Here is a 23,123-nt window from a genome sequence, read left to right as displayed (position 1 = left end):
AGGCGTAAAATCTTTTACAATGGAAATTAAAGACCACTTTTTTCTTTAATAAAGTTTCTTGCTTTTAACGCATATTCAAAAGGATTAGCAAGGGCTGGATCCTGTTCTGCTTCTACGACAAACCATCCGTTATAATCCGAAGTGGCAAGCGTAGTAAATACTTCATCAAATTCAATAGCTCCGTCACCTGGAACAGTAAAGGCTCCTTCTTTTACCGCTTGCAAGAAGCTTAGGTCTTGTTCTTTGACTCGATCAACTACTTCTTGACGAATATCCTTTAAATGAACATGCTTAATACGGTGCAGATATTTTTTTAAGATATAAAGAGGTTCTTCTCCTGAAAAGACAAGATGACCGGTATCAAATAGCAGCGAAACAAGCTCCGGATTGGTAAGCTCCATTAGCTGCTCAATTTCTTCTGTTGTTTGTACACCCGTTCCCATATGGTGATGATAGACAATATGCATATCTTTTTCTTGTGCCAGTTTCCCAAGATGGTGCAGGCCTTCTGCAAGTCTGCTCCACTCTGTTGGCGTGAACACAGGCTTTTCTTTAAATAAAGGAACATCCATCAGCCCCTGAATGCTGTGCCCTTGTTCAGAAACAACAATTACTTTTGCTCCCATTTCGTATAAAAAATCGCGATGTTCAATAAATGGCGTTACCGTTTCTTCCAGCGGCTTTGTTGTTAAAAATGTACTGAACCACGCACTTGCAATTTCCAAATTCCGAAGCGATAATGCCTTTTTTAAGATTGAAACATTTCGCGGATATTTGTTTCCGACCTCACTTCCTCTAAAACCGGTTAAAGCCATCTCACTGATACACTGTTCGAATGTATTTTCAGCTCCCAGTTCAGGCATATCATCGTTTGTCCAAGCAATTGGAGCAATCCCCAGTTTGACCGTATTCTCCTTGAACATCTCTTCCTCTCCCTTATATGAAATTAAAACCTCTTTTATATTTATCGAATGTTTCTCTTCAACAACCTCATTTTCTCCTGCTCCTTAATAAACTCTTGCCATTTCAAGGTTTTTCACCTTATCTTCATAAGCTTCCTGTACATGCTGATTTTTAGATACCTCTGCTACTCCTACATGCCACCATGATTCATAACCGTTCGTCATAGTTTTTGGCAGCACTTTAATATCAATTAGCGTAGAAATCTCTTGTTTTTGTGCATCTTCTATCGCCGTTTTTAATTCTTCAAGAGAACTTACGCGATACGTTTTTACACCGTAGCCTGCGGCGCTGGCTGCAAAATCAATTTTCATTACGTTTCCGTTTAGTTTTCCTGTTTCATCGTTTCGATAACGAAACTCTGTACCGAAGCTCCCCATACCGTTTGACATTTGAAGGTTATTAATGCACCCGAAGCCGGAGTTATCAAACAGTAAAATGTTTATCTTTTTTCTTTCTTGAAGGCTTGTAATAAGCTCTGAATGAAGCATTTGATAGCTTCCATCTCCAACCATCGCATACACTTCCTTAGCTGGTTCTGCCAGCTTAACTCCAAGTGCTCCTGATACTTCATATCCCATACATGAATATCCATATTCCATATGATAGGTATTAGGTTTAGTAGACTTCCACATTCTCTGTAAGTCTCCTGGGAGACTTCCTGCTGCACCAACAATGATGGAGTTGTCATCAAGGAGCTTATTCACCTTTCCAATTACTTCTGTTTGCGTTAATTGAGTACCAAGTGATTCTACATATTCAGCTAAGCTTTCATCTAAATGACCTTGTATTTCCGGAACAAAATCTGCACCAGTAAAACGTATGCTATGCAGACGCTCTAATTCTTTATCCCATGCGTCTTTAGCACTTGTAATTTCTGTTGTATAAACAGACTGATAGCCAATTGATTTTAGCTCTTCCCTAAGAGCAAGCAACCCTTCTTTTGCATCAGCTACAAGTTTCACGGCATCAAGTTTATTTGCATGAAATTCAGACGTATTAATGGTAAGAAATTGCACGTTGGGATGTTGAAAAAGCTGTTTAGATGCTGTTGTAAAATCAGTAAATCGAGTGCCTACTCCAATTACTAAATCTGCTTCTTTAGCGATTGTATTAGCAGCTGAGTTCCCTGTTACACCTATTCCGCCTAGATTATAGCGATAGTCATTTTCAACGGCACTTTTCCCTGCTTGAGTTTCTCCAAATGGAATATGGAACTCACTAGCAAATTGTTTTAACTCTTTTGCAGCTTCTGAATACCGAACGCCTCCTCCGCAAATGATGATTGGCTTTTTCTTTGTTTTCATTAATTGAATTGCATCTGCTAGACTGTCCCTAGTCGGAAGGCGACGCTCAATGCGGTGAACGCGCTTTTGGAAGAAATAAGCTGGAAAGTCCCATGCTTCTCCCTGCACATCTTGAGGCAAACAAATAGTTACAGCTCCCGTATCTGCAGGATTCGTTAACACACGTATCGCATTAATCATAGCTGTCATCAATTGTTCAGGGCGGCTTACGCGATCCCAGTACTTACTTACTGGTCGGAAAGCATCGTTTGTAGAAATAGATAAATCATATGACTGTTCAATTTGCTGCAAAACGGGATCCGGCTGTCTAGTTGCAAATACATCACCAGGAAGCAGTAAAACTGGAATATTATTAGCTGAAGCAGTGGCTGCCGTTGTAACCATATTTGCTGAACCTGGCCCCACTGAAGATGTGCAAGCCATAATCTGCTTTCGATGTTTTTGTTTTGCAAAAGCCATCGCTGCATTGGCCATTCCTTGTTCATTACGTCCTTGATATACATCTAGATTTCCTGGGTCTTCTTCCAAAGCTTGCCCAAGGCCTACCACATTTCCGTGCCCGAAAATTGTAAAAATCCCTTTAATAAACTGATGCTGCTTTCCATCAAATTCAACATACTGCTGATTTAAAAACTTCACTAATGCTTGTGCCGTCGTCATTCTAACTGTTTCCATGCTTCTTTCTCCCTTCTAATACTAGATTGCGATTTTAAAAAAGGAAGCATAAGGAATATCTTTAATTCCTGATACCTCCTTTTAAAATGGAATGCGATTTTTAATGAATCACTTACCAGCGCGTTGTTACCATTTTCTTTCTTGTATAAAACTCCACGCCGTCCGTACCGTTTGCATGAAGATCACCGTAAAAAGAATCTTTCCAGCCAGAGAATGGGAAGAATGCCATAGGTGCCGGTACCCCTACATTTACTCCTAACATACCAGATTCAATATTTTCACGGAACTCACGTACGCTTGCGCCGCTATCTGTATAAATACAAGCACCGTTTGCAAATCGAGAGTTATTGGCTACTTCAATAGCTTCTTCTAATGTTTTCACACGTACAATAGAAAGCACAGGTGCAAAAATTTCATCTTGCCAAATTTTCATTTCTTGCGTAACATGATCAAAAATCGTTGGTCCGACAAAGTAGCCCTTGCCATTTACTGCTGCATCTGTGCGACCGTCACGAATAAGCTCTGCTCCTTCTTGCACGCCTGATTCAATATAGCTGAGCGTACGCTCTTTATGATTTTCACGAATGACTGGTCCTAAGAAGACGTTTTCTTCTAAGCCGTCGCCAATTACAATATCATTTGCTTCCTCTACTAATCTTTCAATTAGCTGATCTGCAATTTCTTCTTGTACAGTAACAACAGATGCTGCCATACAACGTTCACCTGCTGAACCAAAAGCGGCTCCGATAATTTGTTTTGTTGCTACGTTCAAATCTGCATCATTTAATACAATTGAATGGTTTTTAGCACCGGCTAAAGCTTGAACACGCTTTAAGTTTTCCGTACCTTTTTTGTACACGTACTCAGCTACAGGCTGGGAACCTACAAACGAAATAGCTTTCACTAATTTATGTTCAAGAAGACCGTTTACCACATCATGCGCCCCGTTTACAATATTTAATACACCTTTTGGCAAACCAGCTTCTTCAAACAGCTCAGCTAATCTTGCAGCTAACAGCGGCGTACGCTCAGAAGGCTTTAACACAAATGTATTGCCGCAAGCGATCGCAAGCGGGAACATCCAGCAAGGAACCATCATTGGAAAATTAAACGGTGTAATTCCTCCAATGACGCCAATTGGGTAGCGGTACATGCCAGACTCAATATCTGTTGCAATATCAGGAAGCTGTTTACCCATCATTAACGTAGGAGCACCTGCCGCAAATTCTACACATTCAATTCCACGCTGCACTTCACCTCGCGCTTCGTTAAAGCTTTTTCCGTTTTCAACTGTCACTAACTTTGCTAATTCATCCCAGTTATCTACTAATAGCTGCTGATACTTGAATAAAATTCGTGCACGTTTAGGCACAGCTGTTTTTGCCCACCCTTTGAACGCTTCATTTGCTGCTTGCACCGCTTGATCTACGTCTTCTTTTGTAGAAAGAGGTACCTGTGCGATTAATTCACCTGTCGCTGGGTTATACACAGGTTCCGTTTTTGATGTAGCTGATTCAATCCATTGTCCACCAATATAGTTTTTTACTGTTTTTACTGCTGTCTGTGTCATAGAATATCTCTCCCTTTATCTAATTTTAATAAGCTGCTATTCCTTTAATCTCTCAAGCAATCTCTCAAGCAATCTCTCAAGATTTTCCCTTTGTTTATTAAGCTTCCTGCAAAACTTCCGTTGCTGTCTCCATAAAGTTGAAGAGCTCAATGCTTGTCGGCATAGCATCTGAACAGCTGTGTTTTGAAATGACAATCGAAGCGGAGGCACCCCCCAATCGCATTGCCTGTGGAATTTCCAGCCCTTGCATCAATCCGTAAATAAAGGCTGAAGCATATGAATCACCAGCGCCAAACGTTTTCAGAACTTTTGTTTTAAATATTCCTCCGCGGTGAGACTTACCATCTCTTGCATAGGCAATAGACCCTTCTCCACCGTGCTTAATCACGACGATTTGAGCATGGTGAGAAAACCAGCGCTCTGCTGTTACTTGATCATTAGATTCTTTATAATTTAAAAGTTTTTCCATCATGTCAAACTCTTCTCGCGTACCAATAATTACATCTGATTTTTCAGCGGCTAAATTAAAATAGACTGCCGTTTCAGCTTCGGATTCCCATGTATATGGACGATAGTCGATATCAAAAAACACTACAACTTCATGCTTGCGTGCGTGTTCTAGTGCTAAAAACACTGCTTCACGAGAAGGACTTTGCGCAAGAGCCGTTCCAGATATTAAAAGTGCCTTTGACTGTTTGATATATTCTTCGGATACTTCTGTAGGACTTAGCTTTAAATCCGCTACGTTATCACGATACATTAAGATGCTACAATCTGTAGGGCTCTTGATTTCCGTAAAAGCAAGCCCCGTTACGGCCCCCGTTTTATCAACAACAATGCTATCTGTATTAATCTTATTTTTTTGCAGATAATCCGTAATGAAGCGTCCCATTTGATCATCTGATACTTTTCCGATAAAACCGGTTTTTAAGCCTAGCCTTGCTGCTCCAATCGCAATATTAGCCGGAGAGCCTCCTACATATTTAGTAAATGTTTTCGTCTCTTCCATTGGACGCTGTGTTTCATTTGCATTTAAATCAATACATAAACGGCCAACAGCGATGAAATCTAACCCACGATTTTCTTTAAAAACAAGCGGATTCATCTTTATTCCTCCTTAGTTAAGCGCTTTCCTAAAAGGGTAGAAAGACCAATTTCTTTCATCCCCACGTTTACTGTCATTAATTCACTGCGTATTTTTTATGTTCAATCTTCACTGGCTGCCCGGATAGTAAAGATTCTTTTGCTGCTTTAGCAATTCGTTCTGCTTGTAATCCATCGTTCCCTGTACAAATAACGCTTTGTTTTTCCATAATTGCTCTTGCAAACTGTGTCACTTCCGCTATGTACGCTTGTGTATAGCGCTCAAGAAAGAAATACAGCGGCTTCTCTTTGACTACACTTTCGCCTGTTGATATTTCTACTGTAGTAGGACGACAATTGTCAGCAGCAGCTGCACCTTTTTCACCAAAAACTTCAAGGCGCTGATCGTAACCGTAGACAGCTTGACGACTGTTATCGATTACACCTAAAGCTCCATTTGCAAATTTTAATGACACAATTGCCGTATCTATATCCCCTGCTTCTTCAATAGCAGGATCGATAAGCGTCGTGCCGTAAGCCGATACTTCAATTACTTCACTGTCCATTACATAACGAGCCATATCAAAATCATGAATCATCATATCCATGAACAATCCTCCTGAAGCGCGAACGTATTCCGGACTTGGAGGCTGAGGATCTCTGGAGGTGATTTTTAAAATGTGCGGCTGTCCTACTTCTCCTTGCTGTACAAGATCATGCACTTTTTTAAAGTTGGGATCAAAGCGTCGATTAAAGCCAACTTGAAGCTGCACTCCATGTTCTTTTACTACTTCTAACGCTTGGATTGTTTCTTCTACTGAAAAACTAACGGGCTTTTCACAGAAAATATGCTTTTTCGCTCGAGCTGCTTCTTTAATAATCGATGCGTGCGTATTCGTTGGCGAACAAATGAAAACGGCATCAATTTCTGGATCAGCTAATAAATCTTGATAATTTGTTGTTAACGTCGAAATTTCTTTACTTGCAGCCCATTCATGTAAATGATCTACTACCACATCTGAAACCGCTTTAATTTTTATTTGCGGCATTAATTTTAAATTATCAACGTGTAATTTCCCTATGCGTCCAGCACCAATTATTCCAATTGTAAGAATCCCCATCTTATTTTCCCCTTTAATTAAAAGTTAAGAAAACATTCACTCAAACCTCTATATAGGTTAAGCGCTTTCCTGATTCTAATTATACATAACGTTTTCTGAAATGCAAACATTTTTATAGATTATTTAGAATATTTGTTTTTTAATAATCTGAATGCATACTATAAAAAACTATTTTTATTTTTTATCTATTTATCAATGAAACATAAAGAAATTCTCTATATTTAAGTATTTTTATCATGAATTCAGTGATTATTGCCTTACTTACTAATATTTTTATGATTAAAATCATTTAATTGAAAATTATATATATTTAAAATTTTAATTGACGTTCAAAAAATGTAAGCGTATACTTTTTATCAAATAGATTAAGCGCTTAACCAAATTAGTTTGATGTTTTACACAAAATAATCGATCTGGTGGTGTGGAAAATGAATGAATTTATTTCCAGAAAAACGGCTTTAGACAAGATTGGTATCCCTTCTCATTTAACGTGGGGATACATAGGTATTATTGTTTTTATGATTGGCGATGGTTTAGAACAAGGATGGTTATCTCCTTATCTTGTAGAACAAGGTTTAACCATTGAACATGCTGCTTTACTGTTTACTGTTTACGGCATTACGGTCTCTGTTTCTTCCTGGTTCTCCGGCGTACTGGTTCAGCTGTGGGGTCCTAGAAAAGCAATGGCATTCGGCTTGATATCCTTTATTATTGGTTCAATTGGATTTATAGGTTTAGGACTTCATATTATGAATTACACAATTATACTAATTTGTTATGCCCTTAGAGGATTTGGTTACCCTTTATTTGCTTACTCGTTCTTGGTCTGGGTGTCTTACCGCACGCCCCAGGAAATGCTTTCAAAAGCAGTAGGCTGGTTTTGGTTTGTCTTCCAGCTTGGATTAAGCGTAATTGGAGCCTTTTACTCAAGTTATATGGTTCCAAAAATTGGCGAAATCGCTACCTTGTGGAGTGGTTTACTTTTTGTTTTGATCGGTGGAATCTTTTCGATTATTATGAATAAAGACAAGTTTACCGTACAAAAAGTAAACGATAATAAAACAAAAGAATTAATGAAAGGGATTACAATTGCATTTGAGAACCCTAAAGTAGGGATTGGCGGCATCGTAAAGATTATTAACTCTGCTGCTCAATTTGGATTTGTTGTTTTCTTGCCAACATATATGATGAAACATGATTTTACGATGAGTGAATGGTTGCAAATCTGGGGTACATTGTTTTTTGTGAATATGGCTTTTAATATTATTTTTGGTATTGTTGGAGATAAGTTTGGCTGGGTAAATACAATCAAGTGGTTTGGCGGAGTTGGATGCGGAATTGTAACACTTGCTCTCTACTATGTACCGCAATTCGTCGGACATAATTATTGGGTAATGATGATTGTCGCATGCTGTTACGGTGCAACACTAGCAGGTTATGTCCCTCTTACAGCGTTAGTGCCTTCTTTGGCTCCGGAGAATAAAGGAGCTGCAATGTCTGTGTTGAACTTAGGATCTGGACTTTCTGCTTTTGTAGGCCCTTTAATTGTAACCGTTTTTATTGGTCTTTTGGGCACGGGCGGCGTAATTTGGATCTTTGCTTGCTTATACTTCTTTGGTGCTTTTCTAACTGGTTTCCTTACGATGCCAACAGAGACAACTATTAAAGGCGAAACAATAAACGAAGTCAAAAGTCCGGTCTCTCTATAAATATGCTTAAGCAGAAAAAGCTGCAGGTGTCTCAACACCTGCAGCTTTTTTACCTTCTCTATTTTATAACTTTTTTACCGACGCACGTTCTACTAGTTCGGGAATAATCGTTACTCGCTGTTTCGCATGCTCTTCTTTTTTCATAGACTTCAACAGCTGTTCAAACGTACTAGTAGCCATCTGAGAAATGGGTTGTTCAATCGTTGTCAAACCCGGCTCAGCAATATCGGCATAAATCGTATTATCGAATCCAATTACCGACAGGTCTCCCGGGATCGAAAGCCCCTGCTTCCTTGCCTCGTTTATGAGCGATACCCCAATTAGATCTGTACATGCAAAGACTGCTGTGGGCCTATTAGGCAAGGAAAGCAGCTGTTTACTTGCTCTCCTGCTATCTTCTACTGTTGAATAACAGCTGATAATGGACTGATTTTCTAGTGATAAATTTGCTTCTGTGAGCGCTTGTTTAAATCCCGCTAATCGCCCCTCACTGCTTTTTCTATCTTTTTCAGTCATAATCGTTACCGATTGATGACCTTTTTCTATTAAATACGTACCTGCGATATATCCTCCGCGAACGTTATCAATTGTCACTACATGCGTTGAGATAGAAGGATGGTCAACTGAAAACAATACAAGCGGTACATCATGCTTCACAATCTTCTTTACGAGCTTCGTATCATTTAGTTCGGTTGCGATAATGATTCCATCTACTTGTTTTTTAAATAAAAGATCTATATATTCATGCTCGCGGGCAGTTTGATGATCTGTACTGCATAAAAAAAGCGTGTATCCCGCTGCTCTAGCACTATTCTCAAAAGCTCTTGCTACCTCTGCAAAAAAAGGATTAGAGATATCAGGAACTAGAACACCGATCGTGTACGTCTTTTTTCCTGTTAACGCCGCTGCCACACTGCTAGGCTGATAATCTAATTCCATCATTACTTCATTCACTTTTTTTATCGTTTTTTCACTAATACGGCCTGTCTGATTGATTACTTTGGATACAGTGGCTATCGATACCCCTGCTTTTTTCGCAACATCGTAAATGGTTGGTTTCACTTTCACTGTTCCTTTCTTCGTGATCTCTTCCTTTATTTTATCACGAAAGTATTCAATCGTTTATTTTAGATACAGTCTTTCGTTTTAAAAGAGAAATAAAAAAGCTGTTCAACGTTCAACAGCTTTTTTTAAAATGATTAATTTTTCAACGATTGTTCACTTATCCATTCCATTATGCTTGTTGTGGTTCCGTTTATTTTAGCTTTAGGTTCATTATTATACAGATATATCCAAGATGAATGTCCATTATACTGATAGGGCGAACCATCGTTATTTTTATACAAGCCTGTGGTGTCATGCACATCCTCAAATAGTGATAAATAAACATTATTTGCATGGCTTTTCACCAAACGTTCATAAGTTGGAAGAGTGTTAATTGTTGGCGGAAGGACTGTATCATTCTTAGCGGCTACGAACCAAATAGGTGTTTCTTTCATCTTTTCAATATCTTGATTCGTAATTAATCTATCATTTAGTCCTTCACATACTGGAAATGCTGCTGCAAAGTATTTTGGATAATCACGAATCATGAGCATAGTCATATATCCGCCATTAGATGCTCCTCCGATATAGATTCTATTGGAATCAATATCGGGGTTTTTAGAAACATATTCTTCAATTAAGGCCATCAGTGATCCTTTATAAATAGAAGTTCCATCCGCTTTACCCGTATAACCATCCATCCATTTTGTTGGCGCTTGCGGTACTAAAACGTAAGCCCCTTCAAAATAAGCCTGAGTTTCTTTTGTGACAAAACTAACAGCTTTATTGGCAGATAAGGGAATTGTTGCATCTGTTCCTCCTTCTCCTCCACCATGTAGCCAAATGATTAATGGATTCTTTTTCTTATCCTTTGCCGGCGCATGACTTGCGTATGCTAATTCTATATTTTGGTATATACCTTTTTTAATTGTAAAATCATCTACGAGTTCTTTTTTCTCTCCCGCAAACTGTTTCACTACAAGCCCTGACAACTTTCCTTCATTTGTTATCATGTCTTTTTGCTGAGTAATGGTATATTGACTGTCTATCCATGCATTTAATCCTGTACCATATTCATCATAATTTAGTGGTGCTCCTAATGAAACAGTTGGTCCAACTTCCATTTCTAAAACTGCATATTTTCCAGTATGTACGGCCGGTTGTCCATTTTTATCGGATACATAGGCTTTTTTTACTGTACGATCTCCTTGTTCCAATAAAGACGGTTCTAATCGACTATCACTTCGAGCCACATGCACCTTAAACGTTTCTTTTGTAAGTGAATTGGTTGGAACAGGTTCACCTAAGTCAATAATAATTTTTGTGATCGCCGCTCCCCAGTCATAAATCTCTGTCACTGTACGATAGGATGTAGCTTTTTCGTGCGTCTGCTTCGCCAGCGCTGCTTTCTCATAAGAGAGTACAATGCCAATTGCTAAACTCAATGTAATAGCCAATAGTACAGACTTTTTTAACCTTTGATACATAGCAAATCTCCTCCTTTTAAATAGAATAGGAATATTAAAATTCTCCTTCTATCTTAATCAATATGTAACCGCTTACCTACTTGTGTTCTATTTTACTTGTCCCCTCTCTCTTTCTACACATAATTATTTTCCGTTACCTAGCGGAAACTTTTGGTTCTTTATTCCAATAAGCATATTCTATAAGTCCTTGAAAAAATTTTTTTATTTTATGTATAAAAACTATCTATTAATCAAATCATAATCTTAACCTTATAAAAGGAGTTGATTATGATGGCAAACAGCAGAAATAAGAGCAGCAACGAATTAGCAGTACACGGTGCTCAACAAGCAATCGATCAAATGAAATATGAGATCGCTAGTGAATTTGGCGTAACTCTTGGTCCTGACGCAACTGCACGCGCAAACGGCTCAGTAGGCGGCGAAATCACAAAACGTCTTGTGCAAATGGCTGAACAGCAACTTGGCGGCGGACGTTTCTAAATCACTATCATAAGCAATACGGCTGGAGGAAGAGCGAAAACTGTTCTTCCTTTTCCCATTTTTATATAATCTCTTATCGCGTTCCTTCTCATCTATATGTATCTAAAACAAAACCACTATCCCCGTAACGTTCACATCCGGTTATATAAAATTCTCTTTCTCTCACCATAGATTGTGTATAATAAAATATAAAAAGAAGTTCCTTCTATAGGAACTTCTTTTATCTCATTTTATAAATGTGCAAGCTCTTTAGATATCTTTTCGGTCTTTGCTTTTAGCTGTTCTTGCTGACCTTCTAAGTCAGCAAGAACAGCTAACACTTCCGTATTCTCTGGTTCTTCTTCATACTGTTTTAACGTAGCAACAAGAGACTGTGAAACTTTGATGAGCTCTTGATTAACTTCTTGCTGCTGTTTTAAATAGTCAAGTTCATATTCCGTTTTTTCTAGATTTCTCATCGGTCCCCTTCCTTTCGTTAACTAGCTTTTATTTAAGAACGCAGTCTTTTATTATCGCATTTGGTTACTTCAACATTACCTTATTTTATTTTCGTGATTGCCGTATAACATTTTTTCATTCATTGGGTCAGCTGATTTTTCAGCAGGCGTCACTGTTTGTCCTAGAGCTGAATTGTGTTTATCATGCTCAACTGCGTCTACCATCAGCAAAACTTTTCCTTTTTTAAGATCAGATACATATGAGGAAGCTTCTGCAGCAGGTACACCATATTCGGTTAATTGATTTTCGATTCGATTAACATCTTGATCCATTTTTTCTTCAGATGGAGTAAAAGCATTTTTTATTTTCTCCATAAAGGATTGATGGTGTTTTGAATGTTGATCTGTATCAACTGTTTGCACATCAATTCCTGCAGAATGCTCAATCGCTTCTGTATTTTCATGACGCAGACCACTGTTTGTCAAGACAGAAAGTGCACTGTCCGGATATCCCTGTGTTTTTAAATTTCGAATCGCTGTAATAACCGCTGCCTCTGAATCATACGTACCTACTACATTTTTTGTCATTTTCTATTCCTCCTAGGTATTATCATTTTTTAGCTTGTTATAGTATTAATACCCTTGGATTTTTTGGTAAAACTTTTTAATTTTATCTCTAGCTCTCCTTACAAGGAGAAATCAATAAAATAACAGACCTGAATCTAAAAATTCAAGTCTGCTTCATGATATCAATGATTTGTATTATAAAATTGGTGACAGCAAGCGAGATACCGCTTCTTTAAATTTTATAAGAAGAGAGCGCTCTTTATATCGTTCGAGCGTTAATTTTGAACTGTATTGCACATCTTCAAGAAATAGGTTCTGCAACTTTTTGGCAATAGGCTGGTCATATACAACTGCATTCACTTCAAAATTAAGACTGAAACTTCGTGGATCAATATTCGTCGTGCCTACAGAAGACACCTCATCATCTACTACAATCGTTTTAGCATGCAAAAAGCCTTTTTCATAGAGATAAATATGCGCACCATACGTCAGCAGTTCGCCTACGTGAGACCACGTAGCCCAATAAACAAAAGGATGATCCGGTTTGTTTGGAATCATAATATGAATCTCTACTCCAGATAATAAAGCAATTTTACAAGCATCCATAAAGCTTGCGTCTGGAATAAAGTAAGGCGTTTGAAGGTACACACTTTCTTTGGCCGACATAATCAATGAGATATACATGTTTTTCAGATGCTGAGTAGTCGAGTTTGGCCCGCTTGCTACAATTTGTACAGGAACCGTTCCAGAATGAGTTTCTGTACGATGCAAAAATTGTTCCAGTTCAATTGGCTGTTTTGTTGCTTGATGCCAATCTAAAATGAATCTCCCTTGAATATCGTTCACTGACTCTCCTTTAATGCGAAAATGAGTGTCTCTCCAATAACCCATTTTTGGATCTAACCCTAAATATTCATCTCCTACGTTAAATCCTCCTATGTATGCTACTTCACCATCAATAATACAAAGCTTTCGATGATTTCGATTGTTAATCCGAAAATTAATTAAGCGAAGAATTGAAGGGAAAAATGCCTGTGCTTCGCCGCCATATGAAACAAGCTCCTTAAAAAATGATGGCGTCATTTTTCTAGATCCTACTTCATCATAAAGAACGCGAATTTTTATGCCTTCTTTTGCTTTTTTTGTTAGCTCATCTCTTAATTTTTTCCCAAGATTATCTCGTTGAATAATATAATATTGAATATTAATTTCTTTTTTAGCATTTCGAATGTCCTCAAACAATGCATCAAATTTCTGATTACCATCACTAAAGATATCAATTTCATTGTCGGTGCGCACGAGTGACTTAGAAGAATTTAAATTAGTGAACAGCAGTTTATTATGTTGAATCAATAAATTATTTCGATATTCATGGGTAGCTTTAAGTTCTTTTAATTGTTCATCTACTGAAGATCTTAAATATTCCCGCTCATCAGATGATAACTTATAAAAGTTCTTCTGTTTTAGCTGTCTTCCAAAGAATAGATATACAATAAAGCCGACAATCGGTATAAAAAATAAAATAAGAAGCCACGCCCATGTAGATCCTATATCTCTTCGTTCGATGAAAATAAGAATACCGGCTAATAAAATATTAATAGCTGTTACAACAGATACACTGAGTGTAAAGATATGGGCAAATTCCATCCTATTACTCCTTTCTTTCTACTGCATTGCTTTATTACCTCATTCCCGTTTTTAACGCTTTCATTCACTTTACTATACATAACACAGATCGCTTCCTTTTTCATCTTTAGTATCCAAATTTTATTGTTTTTTATTTTTTGCTATACTAAAAATGTAAATTTTTTCTTTTCATAGTGTATTAAAAACAAGGGGGAAATGATTTGTTTTTTTCTTTTATTTTTCTTAGCCTCATCAATGTATTTATCAGCATTAGCCTGGGGTATACGGCTTATCAATTGTTTAGAAAAGCAGTTATTGGAGGTATTCTTACGTGTATCCTTGCTTGCAGCGCTCCTATTATATTTGTATGGCCTTCCCTGTTTTTATCAACGGGCATATCACTTTTTCTCTGCTTTCTCATTATTTACTCAAAAAAGCACATATCATCTAATATGTAGATAAAAAACACGGAAATCTTAGATTTCCGTGTTTTTTATCTACAAGCTGTATACGTAATAATCCTGCACGTGATATGAATTGAAACCGCATGTTTCGTAGAGTTGCAAAGCGCTTTTGTTTTTCGCTTCAACTTCAAGAAATATATCATATCCTAGCCGAAGCTGCTTTAAAACAACTTGTTTTAAAGCAGCTTTTCCTATTCCCAATTTTTGATAAGAAGGTAAAATACCAAATCCATAAATCCATGCCTCGCTTTTATCATAAGATACCCTTAACTTTCCAACTGATTGACTATTGTACTCTACGATAAAATGAATTTGCTGTTCTTCCGTTTTCGTTTGTTCATAATAAGCAGCTGCTTCTGTTAAAGACATACCAAAGCATTCCACATCAACTTGCACTTCCATTTTCATATCGGTATCTGATTGGGAAGAGCGAAGTGTAACAAAGGGATTATCATCTTCCAATTCTTTTTTTGTCCACTTCATTTGATATTCTGAAAAAGTAAATGAACATGGAATTTGCTTTAAGAACTCCCTGCCTGAAACCGAATCGCCAGGAGCATTCAATAAAATCTCTGTATATCCACGCTTCTTACATATATGTAAAGCTTGAGAAAACAGCTTTGAAAAAATCCTTTTTCGGCGATATCTAGGAGCGACCATTCCGCATATTTCTACTGTATTCCCAAACCCATAAAGACCAATAGACCCAACAAGCTGATTATCTTCATAATGAAAAAGATCGTTAACTTCATTTTGTTTTCGACTTCGTAACATATCAAAATTCAGCTTCAGCTCTATGTGCTCTTCTTGTTCGCAAATAGACTGCAGCTTTTGTATATCTTCTAACACATGTTGTTCTAACATACGTATCCTCCTGCATCTCTCTTTTTATTATAAGTTCGGCTTTATTTAACTTTTTCCTTTCATCTTTAGCGCAATAGTCGAATAATTATAGGGTAAAAGCAAGATCAAAAAGCATATAGAGTAATCAAACTAAATAGGCGGGGTGCTTATGAAAAAGACCATTTTAATAAGTTTTATTGCACTAGTTGCTTTAACCATTATTTATTGCCTGCAGCAAGAATTTATTTTCGCTTTAGCTTTGTGGAGCATTTATGGAACAGTATTATCTGTTTTTGTATATTTTTCTTTTTACAAATCAACGGAAGATCGCGAGGAGGAGTAACAATAAAGCTATTAAAAGGTCTGTGAAATAGCCCTTTTTACAGACCTTTTATAAATTTACAACTAGGATATATGTTGGTAACAATTTAGAAACAAGTAACCCTTATTCTTAGTGTTATAGAAAAGTTATTACCTATTTCACTAAGGAGTTGGATATTTGTATGAAGACAATTACAAAATCTATATCGGTTTTAGCATTAGCAGCGGGCTTTACTTTTTCATCTCTATCTGGAACACTGCCATTCACTCACGAGCAAACAGCAAGTGCAGCAGAAAAAATAAACGCATCGTTCAGCGTATATGAAGTGACCGCAAACGTACTCAATATACGTTCAAAACCTAGCACTCAGGGAAAGATTCTTGATACATTAAGAAAAAAAGATCAAATTGAAGTAGTCAAGTTTGTAAATGCAGACTGGGCTGCCATTAAAATAATTGGCGGCACCGGATATATCAGTACTTCCTATTTAATGAAAGTCCCTACTACTGTTCATACAGCTGCTAACCTTAATTTACGCACAGGGCCTAGCACAAGCAACAAAGTTGTAACAACTATTCCTAAAGGAAAAAGCGTCAGCTTCTTAGCTTGGGGATACTCCAAAGATAACAAACTTTCATTTGATTGGGCTTTTGTAGAATACAATGGCTTTAAAGGATATGTAAGCACTTCGTACTTACAGTTACCTACTTATAGATAAAAACAGATAACTCCCTTGAATTATTTCAAGGGAGTTTATTTATAGACACCTTATTAATAGTGCCCTTCCCATGAAGCACCAATGATAATTAGTAAAATAAATAGCACAACGATTAGCGCAAAGCTACTTCCGTGACCTGATCCGTATCCGTACCCATAACCTCCGTAAAAACTCATTTTCTTTCACCTCCCTTTTTTGTAGAATATGTGAAGGGAAATGAAAACGAACATGAGTATTCTTTATCACAAAATTCATTATAATTTATAAACGTTAACTCTTTTACTAGTAAGGCATAGGATATGGCACCCCGTGGTTCATCTCTACATCTTTCCCTCATTCCACCTTTTAAAGTAAGGGTATATTTCAGCAATACAAAAAAAGAAGAGTTTATATCACTCTTCTTTTTTATTGAACCGGATTATCAACTTGCATGTAGTCATTATAATATTCTTCTAACGTAATTCCTTTCTTAGACACTTTAGAGGCGAGTTCTTTTCCGACAAATCGTATATGCCACGGCTCGTATTTATAACCTGTAATCTGCTGCTTTCCTTCTGGATAGCGAACAATGTATCCGTATTTATATGAATTTGCTTCAATCCATTTGGCTTCAGGAGTATCTTTAAAACAATCTTGAGCCGCGCACTTACCGGTGCTGCTTGATACATCTATACTTAAACCAGTCTGATGTTCACTGCTGCCTGGGTGAGCGCTGTAATGATTAGCTGCCGCTTCTCCGTCTTGTTTTATATACGCTTGATAAAGAGATTCTTGACGGCTTTGAGAACGATAGGCAGAAACACCGGCTAGGTAAATTCCTTCTCGTTCAGCAGCTGAAAACATCCTTTCTAACGCTTTTGCTGCTTCTGTACGCATTTGGCGCTTTTCAATTTTTTCTTTAAATATAAACCGAACGTCCGGGTATACAAGGTCAGTGGGTTCATAGTGATCAGGAAGAAGATTTTGCTTGTTTACTAACACGGCAATGGATTCTGGGTTCCCTACAATTTCTATACTATTCTGCTTCTGTTTAGAAAAAGATAAAGGATTATGGTCAGACGTATTCAAATGATCGTCGTGCTGAAACAATCCCTGATAGCCTAGATACGAGAATCCTGCGATAACACCCAGCACTATTAGTAAAGCCATTTTTTTATAAAGTTTCATATTTCTATACTCCTGACATATTTTCAGCTTTTTAGGACACTCAAACATTGTATATAAATCAAGAAATAATTACTAATATAATAAACTAATTCCTACTATAAATTTTAGTATGCCCGGACCTAATTTTTTCAAACGTTCATTTTAAGCATAAAGAAAGAGATGTCTCCTAAAAGACATCTCTTTTTACTTCTATTCTATAAGACTAGTATTAGTCGATAACTGTAATTTTAACTGATCTTCTGCCCCAGTCTTGTGCAGCACTATCTGAAGAAACGAATACATCAATTCGATTTCCTTTAATTGCGCCACCTGTATCTGCTGCTACAGCTTGACCATAACCTTCAACGTATACTTTTGAACCTAATGGAATAACGCTAGGATCAACCGCAATTACTCGTTGATTTGGATTTGATTTTAAATTTACTCCAGTAGCTGTTGTACCACTGCATCCAGCACAGTTAGCTGTATAAGCTGTTGCTTCAACAGTCATAGACTTGCCGCTAGCTTGCTGTTGAGACTGCTGTTGCTGCTGTTGAGCTTGTTGTTGCTGAGCTGCTTGTTCTTTTTGTGCCTGCTCTTGTGCTGCCTGTGCTTGTGCTGCTTGAGCTTGCTCTTGTTCTTTTTGTGCTTGCTCTTGTGCTGCCTGTGCTTGTGCTGCTTGAGCTTGCTCTTGTTCTTTTTGTGCTTGCTCTTGTGCTGCCTGTGCTTGTGCTGCTTGAGCTTGCTCTTGTGCTGCCTGTGCTTGTGCTACTTGAGCTTGCTCTTGTTCTTTTTGTGCTTGTTCTTGTGCTGCCTGTGCTTGTGCTACTTGAGCTTGCTCTTGTTCTTTTTGTGCTTGTTCTTGTGCTGCCTGTGCTTGTGCTACTTGAGCTTGCTCTTGTTCTTTTTGTGTTTGTTCTTGTGCTGCCTGTGCTTGTGCTACTTGAGCTTGCTCTTGTTCTTTTTGTGTTTGTTCTTGTGCTGCTTGTTCTTGCTGAGCTTGTGCCGTTTGAGACTGCTGCGCTTGTGGAGCTGCCTTTGCTACTGGCGCACTAGCTGTTTGAGATTGAGCTACTTGTGCCGTTTTAATTTTAAATTGTTCTCCAGGGAAAACTAAGTCTGATGTTAAACCGTTCCATTCTTTAATTTCTTCTACTGTTACGCCATAATGTTGACCGATTGACCACAAAGTGTCACCACGTTTTACAGTATGTACGATTTCTTTTATGCTAGATAAGTTTAGTGTCTGATTTGGATAAATTAGTGTTGATGTTAAGTTATTAGCATCTTTTAGCTCGTCTACGCTCACATTATGATTTTGAGCGATTTTCCATAAAGTGTCACCTTTTTGTACTTCATACGTTCCGCTTGTAGAGGCAGATGCTGCACCTACAAATCCTGCTGAAAGAATTGCCGTTGTCCCTAGAGTAAATACAAATTTCTTCATTTTCCGAATACCTCCTTATTTACTCAATGACTGAATGATACCACCTGTTCATTTCACTTCCATTACAGGAATATTTTACTTTTATTACGGATTTAATTAATTTTAAACATTTTCTTGTAATATTTCTGACAATTCATTTTTGAATAATGATTAAATTTCATCAAAATCATGTCAAAATTTGAAGAAAACTCTATAAAAAGTTGGAGTTGTATTCGGTGATAAAAGTAACTTATCAGCAAAAAAAACCTTCTAAAAGCAGTTAGCTTTTAGAAGGTTTTTTTACTTATATGAAACAGTTAAAGTTGGAGCGTATGCAGGATTGTCGCCCCCATAAATGTCAACTACGTCACTTAAAAAGTCCGCTGGACCTGAGCTTGACAAGCGAAACTGAGTTTTGCCGGTCCTATTCATATATCCCCAAAGTGAGGAAGGAAGTTGAATAGTTGTATAGCCATTATTGAGTGAAGGCACTGACATTTGGAAGCCCGCTGAAATAGATGGTGAAGCCGGATAATCTATTTGTTCTAAAGCACTGCTAGTTCCAAATACACCGCTTTTAATATCGCCTTTCAAAGATGAAATATTACCAGTTGAAGATTTGCGATAAATTTTTAAAGATACATCTGTAATGATTGCATCATCAGGTAAAGAACTTGTGTCAAAAGATAAAATGGTTCGGTATGTGTCGGTATTGTACATTCCTTTATCCCCAATTTTATGAATAGAACTACTCATACCGTCAGCTGATAAGTTTCCGATAAATCCATCTTCAGCAGCAAGCGAAGAAAATACTGAAGATTTCTCTGAAGTTCCAGAAATTTGATAAACTTCCGTCTTTACTTCCTCTTGGGTGCCCGCTGTGTCTACACTAAAAAACTTTACTGTTTTGCTAGAGTTGATGGTAATAGGCTCAGAGTACTTTAGAGAATTAACAGTTGGTATGCTTCCATCTAATGTATAGTAAGTGGTGGCAGGTTCATTGGTTGATAATGTGACAGAAACAGAACTTCCATACGTTCCTCCCGCTGGTGAAGCAGCTGTAACCGGTGGGGATATATCTCCTGGATTAGGAGCATCACCACTTTTCGGATGGCTTCTAAAAAAGTTCCAGCTTAATTTAGTTGCATTTGGTCCTTTAGGATCTGTATAAGAACCGGATGTACTTCCCCCTGACCAAGCATGTCCCATTCCTTCTATCATGTACTTTTCCATTACTGTTTTTCCTGCTGTATCTTTGTAAATATATTGCGTATAGCTTCTTCCACCAGATACTGTACCTGTTGCAGTTTGATCTGCCGTATCATCAATATTGTTATTATCCAGCCCATCAGACGCTCTATCATTTGTTTGAGCCCATTGCGATAATATTTGATGCGCATTTATAGGCGCAACAGTGTAGTCAGCTGTCCCATGAAACAAAAGAACTGGAACCACTCGTTTATGATCTCCCATGGCTGAATAGGCTAAATCTCCTTGTTGGATAGGATTAGGACCTCCACTGCTCATTGCTGTATAAGCACCTGTCACATTAGTCGCTGCTTTATATTCTAAGCCAGCCCCAACGCTGATAGCCGCAAATATGTCTGGATAAGTAGCTCCCATAATAACACTCATAGCTGCACCAGCAGATAGCCCCCCAACAAAGACTTGGTCGGCATCTATTGAATAACTGCTTTTTATTTGATTGGCTATTCCAGCAATTAACGCTGGTTCACCGCTTCCCCTTGATTGATGAGCCGTATCAAACCAGTTCCAACACTTATTTGAATTAGCAGAAGAGGGTTGTTCTGGATAAAGAACAAGAAACTTCTCTGTCTCCGCCAGTTCATTCATTTGTGTTCCTGCTGCAAATTGATCAGGGTCTTGAGTACAGCCATGTAGCATAACTACTAGAGGTAAGGCAGCACCTCCCTGATAACTGCTAGGTACGTACAGTTTGTATGTCCTTCCGTTATATGTTTTAGAGGTAAAACTTCCTGCGGCTGAAGAAGATACAGCACCTAAAGATAAAAAAAGTATAAAAATCATCCCTGCTATAAATAATCGTTTCATCTTCCTGCTTCCTCCTTATATTGATATGGTTATACTTAGCAGCAAACGTACATATCGGTATGGTATGGAAATGAATAAGAGTTACTAGTAAGATGATAGCAAGGTTTTATGTAATAAAATTTATATTAACTGCACGATTTGCCTACGGTTATGAGGACGAATAAAATCATTCATCTCCCCAAAAAGAAAACGCTTACATAAAATTGTAAACGATTGTACCGATAAATACTATAAAAAAGACATACCTTTTAAAAATAGGCCGGTATGTCTTCTATGGATTGCTTACTTAAGTATTCATATTGTGACTCGCTGCAATTTACCATAGCAATGGATTGAGGATAACGTTGTAAATGAGAAGGGAGATCCTTAAACCCAAACTGATGATAATATTCAGGAAGAATATCGCTATACAGCATAAAAATAGCACTGCGCTTCTCTATCTTCATCTTTTTAAAAAAGTCTTCAAGCATATCGCGGCCATACCCCATTCGTTGATAAAGCTGGTGTACAACAACCGATCCAATACCATGCAAAGCAAACTTTAATCGAGGAGTTTGTAAAAGAAGCAAAATAAATGAACCAATAATTTGATCCTCTTCATTTACGTATACATACCGAATTCCATATGTTTCTTCTTTTTGATTATCTCTCACATACTCTTTGTACGTCCTGCCTTTAGGCCATACGGCATATCCCATTTGATAGACTTCTGCCAATTCTTCAGACTTTATTTTTCTTAATAACATGAACATCCCCTCTTTATTTATAATCCCATACGTCAGCAGACATTTTTATAAAGTTAAAAATAGTTCCTGTATGTATATATTATACTTCATCCTACGGAAGCTTTCTTGCTCTGAGTGCTATTAACAGCTAATATGTGAGCTACTTTCTCAAAAAACTAGAAAGATTCCTGATAGTTGTTCCTTACCCATAGCAGTCATATATGTAAAGATACTCTTTATCATTCCATAAAAACATAGAGATGTAAATGTATTTCCAGCTTCATTTAGCATTCATTACTTCATTACTTCATTACGTATTACTCATCACAAAAAGCATAGAAACTATGTTCTATGCTTTACAGTGAAAGTAATCATCATCTCTTAAGCTTTTTCGTTCTCTACATACTCTACTAGATGAAAGAAAAAACGATATGTAAGAACAAGAACTTCACCTATCGACATTTTTTCATTAAACTCTTTTATAGCATCTAACTCAATATTCACATCCCATAATCCATCTTTATCATTAAATAAAAGCTGGACGCTGGTTGGGCTTTCATTAAGTTCTTTAGCAAAAAATTGTTTTAGTAAAGAACCGAATTTTTTTTGCATATGTAGCCCCGTTAATACTTTATATGTGCCAAACACATCATCCACTTCAAAAGAACATCCATCAAGCTTAATAAATTCGAACCATTTTGATTCTACATATAGAAATTCGCTTCTGTGTTCTTTCAAGTAAGAAATGGGCGTGTCTAAAAATGAAAGAGGAGATTCTTCTGCGATCAGCTCGTCCGTTTCTTTATCTACTCTTTCGATATAAGAATCTTTAAAACGTAAAGATGCCTCTTTTTCTTCTATCATCAGGTTTTGCGGTACCAACTCTTTTTGCAACGCATATTCCTTTTCTTCTTGGTATAGAGATAAAGATTGACCTTGAACGTTCATTTTTTTTTCAATATAAGTTTGAATATTACTTTGTAACATAAAAAAACCTCCTGATTAATCTGCATCACTATCTTATATCATAACCTAAACAAGTGTTTATAAATATAGCCAAACAAAAAATCCTTAGGCTATGCCTAAGGATAATAATGATATATTTAAGTATGTATAAAAGATAATTTGGTTGCGGGGACAGGATTTGAACCTGCGACCTTCGGGTTATGAGCCCGACGAGCTACCGAACTGCTCCACCCCGCGATAATAAAAATGCCTGGCAACGTCCTACTCTCACAGGGACAAAGTCCCAACTACCATTGGCGCTAAAGAGCTTAACTTCCGTGTTCGGTATGGGAACGGGTGTGACCTCTTCGCTATCGCCACCAGACAAGAGATTG

21 protein-coding genes, 1 tRNA gene and 1 rRNA gene are annotated in these 23,123 nt (G+C 37.5%); 4 read left to right on the top strand and 19 right to left on the bottom strand.

Annotation, left to right across the window (positions count from 1 at the left end; translation table 11 throughout):
• Nucleotides 1-26 precede the first annotated feature (26 nt).
• From iolE to iolG, 5 genes are all read right to left on the bottom strand, one after another.
• On the bottom strand, nt 27-923 hold the full coding sequence (gene iolE / locus LJC66_RS02290; RefSeq protein ID WP_034654606.1) for a myo-inosose-2 dehydratase: 897 nt from the start codon (nt 921-923) through the stop codon (nt 27-29).
• An 84-nt stretch (nt 924-1,007) separates the two neighbouring features.
• Entirely contained in the window at nt 1,008-2,942 is a 1,935-nt protein-coding gene (iolD, locus tag LJC66_RS02285) for a 3D-(3,5/4)-trihydroxycyclohexane-1,2-dione acylhydrolase (decyclizing) (RefSeq protein WP_230931736.1), read from the bottom strand.
• A gap of 112 nt (nt 2,943-3,054) precedes the next feature.
• The gene (locus LJC66_RS02280) at nt 3,055-4,512 is read right to left on the bottom strand and encodes a CoA-acylating methylmalonate-semialdehyde dehydrogenase (protein ID WP_098600700.1); all 1,458 of its coding nucleotides are present in this window, start codon (nt 4,510-4,512) and stop codon (nt 3,055-3,057) included.
• A 97-nt stretch (nt 4,513-4,609) separates the two neighbouring features.
• Nucleotides 4,610-5,617, bottom strand: coding sequence for a 5-dehydro-2-deoxygluconokinase (gene iolC / locus LJC66_RS02275; protein ID WP_195695492.1), 1,008 nt, complete (start codon nt 5,615-5,617; stop codon nt 4,610-4,612).
• A gap of 76 nt (nt 5,618-5,693) precedes the next feature.
• A complete protein-coding gene (iolG, locus tag LJC66_RS02270) occupies nt 5,694-6,716 on the bottom strand; it encodes an inositol 2-dehydrogenase (RefSeq protein ID WP_050691411.1) in 1,023 nt (340 codons plus the stop codon).
• A gap of 428 nt (nt 6,717-7,144) precedes the next feature.
• On the opposite strand from iolG, the gene LJC66_RS02265 reads away from it, so the two are divergent.
• Nucleotides 7,145-8,425, top strand: coding sequence for an MFS transporter (locus LJC66_RS02265; RefSeq protein WP_195695493.1), 1,281 nt, complete (start codon nt 7,145-7,147; stop codon nt 8,423-8,425).
• A 63-nt stretch (nt 8,426-8,488) separates the two neighbouring features.
• Here LJC66_RS02265 and LJC66_RS02260 read toward each other — a convergent pair whose 3' ends face one another.
• Complete coding sequence (locus LJC66_RS02260) at nt 8,489-9,487, bottom strand: LacI family DNA-binding transcriptional regulator (protein ID WP_013055218.1); 999 nt, start codon at nt 9,485-9,487, stop codon at nt 8,489-8,491.
• Between the two features lie 137 nt (nt 9,488-9,624).
• Nucleotides 9,625-10,956: a prolyl oligopeptidase family serine peptidase gene (locus LJC66_RS02255; protein WP_195695494.1), complete on the bottom strand. Its 1,332-nt coding sequence runs from the start codon at nt 10,954-10,956 to the stop codon at nt 9,625-9,627.
• Between the two features lie 270 nt (nt 10,957-11,226).
• Between LJC66_RS02255 and LJC66_RS02250 the strand changes: the two genes are divergently transcribed.
• Nucleotides 11,227-11,436: an alpha/beta-type small acid-soluble spore protein gene (locus tag LJC66_RS02250; protein ID WP_025753598.1), complete on the top strand. Its 210-nt coding sequence runs from the start codon at nt 11,227-11,229 to the stop codon at nt 11,434-11,436.
• A 230-nt stretch (nt 11,437-11,666) separates the two neighbouring features.
• On the opposite strand, the gene LJC66_RS02245 is transcribed toward LJC66_RS02250, so the two are convergent.
• From LJC66_RS02245 to LJC66_RS02230, 4 genes are all read right to left on the bottom strand, one after another.
• Nucleotides 11,667-11,894: a hypothetical protein gene (locus LJC66_RS02245; protein ID WP_013055216.1), complete on the bottom strand. Its 228-nt coding sequence runs from the start codon at nt 11,892-11,894 to the stop codon at nt 11,667-11,669.
• A 75-nt stretch (nt 11,895-11,969) separates the two neighbouring features.
• Nucleotides 11,970-12,461 (bottom strand): YflT domain-containing protein, encoded by a 492-nt coding sequence (locus LJC66_RS02240; protein ID WP_025753600.1) that lies wholly within the window; start codon nt 12,459-12,461, stop codon nt 11,970-11,972.
• A gap of 174 nt (nt 12,462-12,635) precedes the next feature.
• A complete protein-coding gene (gene cls, locus LJC66_RS02235; protein WP_195695495.1) occupies nt 12,636-14,087 on the bottom strand; it encodes a cardiolipin synthase in 1,452 nt (483 codons plus the stop codon).
• Between the two features lie 476 nt (nt 14,088-14,563).
• Nucleotides 14,564-15,394, bottom strand: coding sequence for a GNAT family N-acetyltransferase (locus LJC66_RS02230; protein ID WP_230931735.1), 831 nt, complete (start codon nt 15,392-15,394; stop codon nt 14,564-14,566).
• A 148-nt stretch (nt 15,395-15,542) separates the two neighbouring features.
• Between LJC66_RS02230 and LJC66_RS02225 the strand changes: the two genes are divergently transcribed.
• Both LJC66_RS02225 and LJC66_RS02220 read left to right on the top strand, forming a co-directional pair.
• The gene (locus LJC66_RS02225; RefSeq protein ID WP_195695497.1) at nt 15,543-15,716 is read left to right on the top strand and encodes a hypothetical protein; all 174 of its coding nucleotides are present in this window, start codon (nt 15,543-15,545) and stop codon (nt 15,714-15,716) included.
• 160 nt (nt 15,717-15,876) lie between these two features.
• Nucleotides 15,877-16,413: an SH3 domain-containing protein gene (locus tag LJC66_RS02220; RefSeq protein WP_230931734.1), complete on the top strand. Its 537-nt coding sequence runs from the start codon at nt 15,877-15,879 to the stop codon at nt 16,411-16,413.
• Nucleotides 16,414-16,466: 53 nt separating this feature from the next.
• On the opposite strand, the gene LJC66_RS02215 is transcribed toward LJC66_RS02220, so the two are convergent.
• From LJC66_RS02215 to rrf, 8 genes are all read right to left on the bottom strand, one after another.
• A complete protein-coding gene (locus tag LJC66_RS02215) occupies nt 16,467-16,589 on the bottom strand; it encodes a YjcZ family sporulation protein (protein ID WP_230931733.1) in 123 nt (40 codons plus the stop codon).
• 229 nt (nt 16,590-16,818) lie between these two features.
• The gene (locus LJC66_RS02210; RefSeq protein ID WP_230931732.1) at nt 16,819-17,580 is read right to left on the bottom strand and encodes a M15 family metallopeptidase; all 762 of its coding nucleotides are present in this window, start codon (nt 17,578-17,580) and stop codon (nt 16,819-16,821) included.
• 208 nt (nt 17,581-17,788) lie between these two features.
• Entirely contained in the window at nt 17,789-19,006 is a 1,218-nt protein-coding gene (locus tag LJC66_RS27905) for a LysM peptidoglycan-binding and 3D domain-containing protein (protein WP_308280718.1), read from the bottom strand.
• Between the two features lie 279 nt (nt 19,007-19,285).
• Nucleotides 19,286-21,058, bottom strand: a complete 1,773-nt coding sequence (locus LJC66_RS02195) for an extracellular catalytic domain type 1 short-chain-length polyhydroxyalkanoate depolymerase (protein WP_230931731.1) — start codon at nt 21,056-21,058, stop codon at nt 19,286-19,288.
• Between the two features lie 248 nt (nt 21,059-21,306).
• Nucleotides 21,307-21,804 (bottom strand): GNAT family N-acetyltransferase, encoded by a 498-nt coding sequence (locus LJC66_RS02190; protein WP_230931730.1) that lies wholly within the window; start codon nt 21,802-21,804, stop codon nt 21,307-21,309.
• A gap of 360 nt (nt 21,805-22,164) precedes the next feature.
• Entirely contained in the window at nt 22,165-22,770 is a 606-nt protein-coding gene (locus LJC66_RS02185) for a hypothetical protein (RefSeq protein ID WP_195695503.1), read from the bottom strand.
• 139 nt (nt 22,771-22,909) lie between these two features.
• Nucleotides 22,910-22,986 (bottom strand) — tRNA-Met (locus LJC66_RS02180).
• An 11-nt stretch (nt 22,987-22,997) separates the two neighbouring features.
• Nucleotides 22,998-23,113: ribosomal RNA gene (gene rrf / locus LJC66_RS02175) — 5S ribosomal RNA — on the bottom strand.
• Nucleotides 23,114-23,123 lie beyond the last annotated feature (10 nt).

The sequence above is a fragment of the Priestia sp. TSO9 genome (assembly GCF_021029645.1).
GTDB lineage: Bacteria > Bacillota > Bacilli > Bacillales > Bacillaceae_H > Priestia > Priestia megaterium_E.
This window is presented reverse-complemented; position numbering and strand designations above follow the sequence as displayed.

Bases quoted from the DNA above. Each gene is read 5' to 3' on its own strand.
- iolE (WP_034654606.1), bottom strand. From the start codon at position 923: ATGTTCAAGGAGAATACGGTCAAACTGGGGATTGCTCCAATTGCTTGG.
- LJC66_RS02210 (WP_230931732.1), bottom strand. From the start codon at position 17,580: ATGAAACTTTATAAAAAAATGGCTTTACTAATAGTGCTGGGTGTTATC.
- LJC66_RS02250 (WP_025753598.1), top strand. From the start codon at position 11,227: ATGGCAAACAGCAGAAATAAGAGCAGCAACGAATTAGCAGTACACGGT.
- LJC66_RS02240 (WP_025753600.1), bottom strand. From the start codon at position 12,461: ATGACAAAAAATGTAGTAGGTACGTATGATTCAGAGGCAGCGGTTATT.
- LJC66_RS02225 (WP_195695497.1), top strand. From the start codon at position 15,543: ATGAAAAAGACCATTTTAATAAGTTTTATTGCACTAGTTGCTTTAACC.
- LJC66_RS02255 (WP_195695494.1), bottom strand. From the start codon at position 10,956: ATGTATCAAAGGTTAAAAAAGTCTGTACTATTGGCTATTACATTGAGT.
- LJC66_RS02265 (WP_195695493.1), top strand. From the start codon at position 7,145: ATGAATGAATTTATTTCCAGAAAAACGGCTTTAGACAAGATTGGTATC.
- LJC66_RS02280 (WP_098600700.1), bottom strand. From the start codon at position 4,512: ATGACACAGACAGCAGTAAAAACAGTAAAAAACTATATTGGTGGACAA.
- LJC66_RS02190 (WP_230931730.1), bottom strand. From the start codon at position 21,804: ATGTTATTAAGAAAAATAAAGTCTGAAGAATTGGCAGAAGTCTATCAA.
- LJC66_RS02195 (WP_230931731.1), bottom strand. From the start codon at position 21,058: ATGAAACGATTATTTATAGCAGGGATGATTTTTATACTTTTTTTATCT.
- cls (WP_195695495.1), bottom strand. From the start codon at position 14,087: ATGGAATTTGCCCATATCTTTACACTCAGTGTATCTGTTGTAACAGCT.
- LJC66_RS02185 (WP_195695503.1), bottom strand. From the start codon at position 22,770: ATGTTACAAAGTAATATTCAAACTTATATTGAAAAAAAAATGAACGTT.
- LJC66_RS02245 (WP_013055216.1), bottom strand. From the start codon at position 11,894: ATGAGAAATCTAGAAAAAACGGAATATGAACTTGACTATTTAAAACAG.
- LJC66_RS02220 (WP_230931734.1), top strand. From the start codon at position 15,877: ATGAAGACAATTACAAAATCTATATCGGTTTTAGCATTAGCAGCGGGC.
- iolD (WP_230931736.1), bottom strand. From the start codon at position 2,942: ATGGAAACAGTTAGAATGACGACGGCACAAGCATTAGTGAAGTTTTTA.
- LJC66_RS02215 (WP_230931733.1), bottom strand. From the start codon at position 16,589: ATGAGTTTTTACGGAGGTTATGGGTACGGATACGGATCAGGTCACGGA.
- iolG (WP_050691411.1), bottom strand. From the start codon at position 6,716: ATGGGGATTCTTACAATTGGAATAATTGGTGCTGGACGCATAGGGAAA.
- iolC (WP_195695492.1), bottom strand. From the start codon at position 5,617: ATGAATCCGCTTGTTTTTAAAGAAAATCGTGGGTTAGATTTCATCGCT.
- LJC66_RS27905 (WP_308280718.1), bottom strand. From the start codon at position 19,006: ATGAAGAAATTTGTATTTACTCTAGGGACAACGGCAATTCTTTCAGCA.
- LJC66_RS02230 (WP_230931735.1), bottom strand. From the start codon at position 15,394: ATGTTAGAACAACATGTGTTAGAAGATATACAAAAGCTGCAGTCTATT.